We start from the raw sequence: 5501 nt of genomic DNA on the forward strand, positions 1-5501 counted from the left end.
TTAAAATTCAATTTTTCAATTAGTAAGAATTAAGAATAGTAACTAAAACAATCAGAAAATCAATCTTTTGAGTTTTATTTATCAAGTTTAGGATTAATTATAAAAAGAAAACGAATTATCTAAAAAAGCAATCGCTGAGAATTTTTCAGTTTAGTAGAAAATTAGCTTAAAAACTAAAAATAAGAGAAAAACTCCCACGAAACGAAAATCAAATCAATTTAACGGATTCAACTCATAAATTTTCTCAATTTAGCAGAATGATAAAATAGGAGAGAAGAGTTCTCAGAGATTTCTCAGCCGTAGCAGAAATTTAGTTTTAGAAGAAAAATAGATCAAAAACTCATTCCGGAATAATGCTCAAAATCGAATTAATTTTCAGCTTTAGTAAATCATAAATTATGAAGAAAAATTTCTCAGCCGAGTTCTTCTCACGTTATTTTAGCTAACGGGTTAGGCTATGGCAAGTGCGAGATTTAGTGTAGAATTTTTCAAACAAAAAATAGGATGTTTTTATAATTTAAATTTCTTTCTAACTTGAAACCTCACATTTGCTATAGCCATTGTTGTGGTTTGTATTAATATGCTACTAGGGTTAAACCAACCTTGTATGATTTATATACATTTTCTTTTATTTTATAAAGAAAGTAGATGTTTTTATAATCATAAGGTTGTTTTGCTATTTTTTTCCAACTATTTTCATTTAACCACTTATAATTAACTAGCTTTAAGTTGTTCAAATTACAATTTGTTAACTCTATTTTTTTACTTGAGATAATTTCAAAAGTTAATTTAGAAACATTTATATTAAGATTATCTGTACCACTTTCTTTATCAAAAAAATATTTCCCTTCTTTTTTAGCTTCAATTACCTTTTTTCTATGAAACTCATAGTCTTTTCTATTAAACAGAGTAATATAATTTATGTTTTCATCAAGATTACCAGTAAATAAGTAATCAGTATTTTCTTTTTCTAAAACAAAAAAGACGTCAACTTGCTTTTGTGAAAAAGACAATGTAGAGTGCAATAGAAAAAGGATTAAAAAAAAATTATTGGCATTCATTTGTATTTGATTTTTCATAATTATAAATTACATTTCTTATTCTTGACTTCTCCTCATTAGCATAGTTTGGGTCAGCAAATCTTCTATCCCATTCTTTTGTATCTAATAAACCGTTCCAAGCCATATCTTCATAAAATTGGTCTGAATGAGTTTCTCCTATTTGTATTGCATATTCTTTTAATCCAGAGATTATTGCCTCTCTATAGTATTTAGCCATATAATTATGATATGGATTTTTTGGATCTTCATTGTAAGCATCAAATAGCGAAGGATAATCAGCACGAGAACCATCAGGTAATTTCCATATTCCATTACTATATAAAATACCAGAATTGGTTTTTATTTTTCTAAATATTTCGGCGTGAATGGCTTCGTGTAAAATAGTTCTAACTACAGCTAATGAAGGTCTATTATTGGATTGTTCTGTATTTAGAGTTATAGTAATATAAAAAGAACTTCCATAATAAGTTTTTCCATTGACTAAAGAACTAGTTGGATCATCATCATCAACCCTTAGGTTTGATTTATCATTCAATATCAAATGTACAGGCGTTTTTTCTCCAATAAATTTTTCTAATGTTTTAGATAGAAGACTATTATTTTGTAATTTTTTATATACACAATCAGCTTTACCAGTAAGGTTATCAATAATTTTATTCACATAATCCACTTCAGCCCCACAATTATCAAGGACTAATTTAGCGAAATTTTGGGCATCATCAAAAGTAAAACTGTTAGATTCTAACCCTGAAACTCTAGATGAAACATTAGCTTTTTGGGCATAAGTGTCATCAGTATTTGGATCAAAATTATCTATTAAAAAAGTTTTAATTTGATTATGTAGATTTATTCCTGATTGAGATTTTAAACATTCTTTTTGCTTAGTGGTCAGGTTTTCAAAAAAAGTTTCAAGCATAACTGCTGTAGGACTTGGTATAACTCCTACAGGAGAAGTAGTACTTCCAGAACTAGTTGTACCCTCTCCGGTACTAGGAGAAGAACCTCCTCCTGTTATATCATCACCTGTGGAATCCCAACTTTCGCCTCCGGTAGTATCAGTTTCTCCTCCGGTAGTATCAGTTTCTCCTCCAGTAGTATCATTTTCTCCACCACCATCTCCACCTCCTCCACCTCCACATTCGAGAATTTCAATGGTAAGAATTCCATTTGAATCATAACTTAGATATACCCAACAATCAATTGAAGCCCAATAATCCTTTTTAAAACCCTCTTGATAAATTTGACTGTTATCAACATCAATAATTTGTTTTGAAAAAAGATAACTCATCTGATTATTTTCATTTATGTCTACTTTTTTATATCTATAAAGATAATATACATAATCATTGCTATTAACTTTTTCAATAACAAAATTTTCAAAATCAGAATCAGGTACAGTTGGATTTTCAAGTCTAAAAGTATAAACTTCGGTAGAGTCTGTAACTATCTGAATTATTTCATCAGTTAAAATAGTAAATGATAGATTGTCATTTGATTTTATATTTTTGATGAATGGTGCTAGATTGTTATTTTGCTTGATTTCTTGTAATGTGATTTTTTTTGAGATATATTTATTTTGGTTGAAAGAATTTTCATTTATATTAAATTCATCATTCTGTTGACAACTTATTAAAGAAATTAAAATTCCAAATATCAAATAATTTTTCATTTTTTTCATAGTGTTTAAATTTTAGTATTAATATTTAATTTTTAATATTTTAAACAAGTTACAATTTTTCTTGTATTTGTATCTGTAGTAATATAAACCACAACGGGTTTGTATAAGATTTGTGCGACCTAAAATCCGTAGGATTTTCGGACGTTACAAATCGGTTTATTAATATGTTAATCGTTTCAATTTTAGTTTAAATTTAAGCATAAATTTTATACAGTGTTGTACAACGTATATTACTCTAATTTAAATTTAACGATTACTTCACTTTCAACTTTAATTTTCTCAAATTCTATATCAATCGGTTTGAATTTAGTTTCATTTAAACTACTCATTCCTCTTATTTGTAATCCTGAAACTCTGCCTTGTAATTGATTAGAAATATTTCCTAAATCTGAGATGAAAATTGCATTTCCAATCTTTTGATTTAATGGACTTGTCATTGAAATAGCATTTAATTTAGCTTTTTTAATTGCTTTAGATTTTAATTCAAGTTTCAAATTTTCAATCTTAGAATATTCAGTTTTTTCAAGAAGTACATTTGAAATATTAATATTTTCTAATTCCATAATTATTTTTCCGGCGGTCATCGCATCGTAAACTAGTAGAGAAAAAGCTTTGCTTTTTAAAACATCTTGTTGTCTCAAGAAGTATTTTTTGAAATTACTTGATAAATCAGATAGAAATAATTGTTTTTCTAAATCAATTCCTAACAATTTTAATTTCTCTGCCATATTATTTTCAAGTTCCTCAACTGATATTTTTCCTTTAGTATCTTTTTCAGTTATCAATATTGTTAAAAATATTCTATCTGGAGTTACTAAAGTGTCAACTTTTGCACTTGTTTCAACATAAGGTTGATCAATAAAGTTTTTAGTTTGTGAAAATCCAATATTTGAAATAAATAATATTGTCAAAACTCTGATAATTAGCTTTTTCATATGTTCGTTTTTATATGTTGTACAACGTGTTTGTGTATGATTTCGTTGCGTGTTTCAGCAACTAATTTAGCAAATACTAACCGAATAGAAAATCCGCGAGGATTTTCGTAAGTAGGCGAGTACTAGCAATGAATTATACACGGTGTTGGCATTAGTTATTTTTTCGCTTTTTGTTCAGTTTTTTAAATTCAAAATAGGACTTCAATTCTTGAATCAGAAGCTTATTCATTTTTAATATTTCGTCTATACTTAATTCGTTTTCTCGCAAATATTCCAAATCTTCTAAAATCCACTTTTGTTTTTTGAGAACTTTTTTATCTACTTCAAAACCTATCCACTTTGAATCTTTTTCTTTTCGTTTAATCGATTTCAAAGAATCAAATTTATCGTGAAAGCTTGTTATTGAGAAATAATGCTCGATTAAAAGATATAATCCATTTAGTTTATGATGTTCAGATTTGGATAGCTTGTCTCCAAACTCTAAAGTCTTTTCATCAAGATTTTTGATGTCAATTGTATTCAATGAATATTGTATGCGTTTCACTGTAAAAAGCAAATTCTGTAAATTAAAAATTATTCCAAAAGCGAATAGTGGGTGAATAGTATTTTTATTTTCCTTAAAATCTTTTTCGAATTTGTAAATCAATTTATCGAAAGTCAGAAGTTCATCGTCCATTTTTTCCGCTGACTTTGGCTGTTTATACTCTAATTTGTCATAGGTCAGTAAATTCCATACAATTCCGAGTTTCTTTTTTACATAAAGATGAAATCCGAATTTTGATTTTCGTTCCTCGTACTTTTTTTGAGCAAATGGAATAATTACAGCAGTAATTAAAGTCAGAACAGCAATAAGTAGAAACCAAACATTCCAATCAATTTTATCAGAATTTTCAATTAATTCAACTTGAATCGGGTTCGGAACTTTATTAGCTAAAGTATCAGTAACCGTTTTAGGCAATGAGTCAATTACTTTTTGAGTTATTGTGACGGTTATCTGTTCGTTCATTTTCTAATTAATGCCAACGGGTTTTTATAAGATTTGTGCGACTGGAAAATCGGAGATTTTTCGGTTGTAGCAAATCGTTAGTTGAATGTTTGTCGGTTCGTACTAGTTCAAATTTAAGCATAAATTTTATGAGTTGTTGGGTACAGTTATTATTTTATTCTTTTCATCAAACTCAAATTTTAGTTTTTTCATAATTCCATTTTCTAGAATATAAATCTTTATAGGTTTATTCTTTTTGAAAAGTATTCTTTGAGTTAATTCTCCAGATTTATTATAAAATTTTGAAATTCCGTGTAATTTCCAGTTTCTAATTTTTCTTTCAGACTCAATTACTCCAGAATCAGATTTATCTTTAATAATTCCTTTTTTAGGTCCGTGTAACCAATTTTCACACTCGATTAAATGAACTTTATCCAAATCAATCATTTCATTTTTAGACTCAATAATATATTTTAATTTAAAATATCCAGGAAGTGTGAAATCAATTTCAATATTTTCATTTTTTGAAGTTTCTATTTCAAATTTTCCACTATCAAAATCAAATTGAATTTTTTCGTTATTTACTTTTATTTCTGAAAATCCTATTTCTCCATATGGGTCAATTAATTGTCCTTTTATCTTATTCTGTCCGTATAGAAGAATTGTAAATATGATTAAAAAGATTGTTAGAAGTTTCTTTTTCATAATTGTACCCAACGGTTTAGGCTATGTTGTCGTTGTGGAAAAATCGCAAGATTTTTCCGCCATAGCAATTAGTTTAGTAAATATACGAGGATTTTCCGAAAAAGAAAATCCGCCACAATGCAATATAGCCATTGTTA

The 5501-nt window shown here is 27.5% G+C and carries 5 protein-coding genes; all 5 read right to left on the minus strand.

Annotated elements, in window-relative coordinates; genetic code table 11:
• Positions 1-575 precede the first annotated feature (575 nt).
• The 5 genes from HGB55_RS14330 to HGB55_RS14350 all read right to left on the minus strand — a co-directional run bounded on the left by HGB55_RS14330 (position 576) and on the right by HGB55_RS14350 (position 5364).
• Positions 576-1079 carry a hypothetical protein gene (locus HGB55_RS14330; RefSeq protein ID WP_168817662.1) on the minus strand — a complete coding sequence of 168 codons (504 nt, stop codon included), beginning with the start codon at positions 1077-1079 and terminating at the stop codon, positions 576-578.
• A complete protein-coding gene (locus HGB55_RS14335) occupies positions 1048-2739 on the minus strand; it encodes a hypothetical protein (RefSeq protein ID WP_168817664.1) in 1692 nt (563 codons plus the stop codon). The genes HGB55_RS14330 and HGB55_RS14335 overlap by 32 nt, the downstream gene beginning before the upstream one ends.
• Positions 2740-2969: 230 nt before the next feature.
• Positions 2970-3674, minus strand: coding sequence for an SIMPL domain-containing protein (locus HGB55_RS14340; protein ID WP_168817666.1), 705 nt, complete (start codon positions 3672-3674; stop codon positions 2970-2972).
• Positions 3675-3825: 151 nt separating this feature from the next.
• A complete protein-coding gene (locus tag HGB55_RS14345; RefSeq protein ID WP_168817668.1) occupies positions 3826-4680 on the minus strand; it encodes a hypothetical protein in 855 nt (284 codons plus the stop codon).
• 126 nt (positions 4681-4806) lie between these two features.
• A complete protein-coding gene (locus HGB55_RS14350; RefSeq protein ID WP_168817670.1) occupies positions 4807-5364 on the minus strand; it encodes a hypothetical protein in 558 nt (185 codons plus the stop codon).
• Positions 5365-5501: the final 137 nt, after the last annotated feature.

The sequence above is a fragment of the Lutibacter sp. B1 genome (assembly GCF_012524075.1).
GTDB lineage: Bacteria > Bacteroidota > Bacteroidia > Flavobacteriales > Flavobacteriaceae > Lutibacter.

Excerpts from the sequence above, each read along its gene's own strand:
- HGB55_RS14330 (WP_168817662.1), bottom strand. The coding sequence starts at position 1,079 with ATGAAAAATCAAATACAAATGAATGCCAATAATTTTTTTTTAATCCTT.
- HGB55_RS14335 (WP_168817664.1), bottom strand. The coding sequence starts at position 2,739 with ATGAAAAAAATGAAAAATTATTTGATATTTGGAATTTTAATTTCTTTA.
- HGB55_RS14340 (WP_168817666.1), bottom strand. The coding sequence starts at position 3,674 with ATGAAAAAGCTAATTATCAGAGTTTTGACAATATTATTTATTTCAAAT.
- HGB55_RS14345 (WP_168817668.1), bottom strand. The coding sequence starts at position 4,680 with ATGAACGAACAGATAACCGTCACAATAACTCAAAAAGTAATTGACTCA.
- HGB55_RS14350 (WP_168817670.1), bottom strand. The coding sequence starts at position 5,364 with ATGAAAAAGAAACTTCTAACAATCTTTTTAATCATATTTACAATTCTT.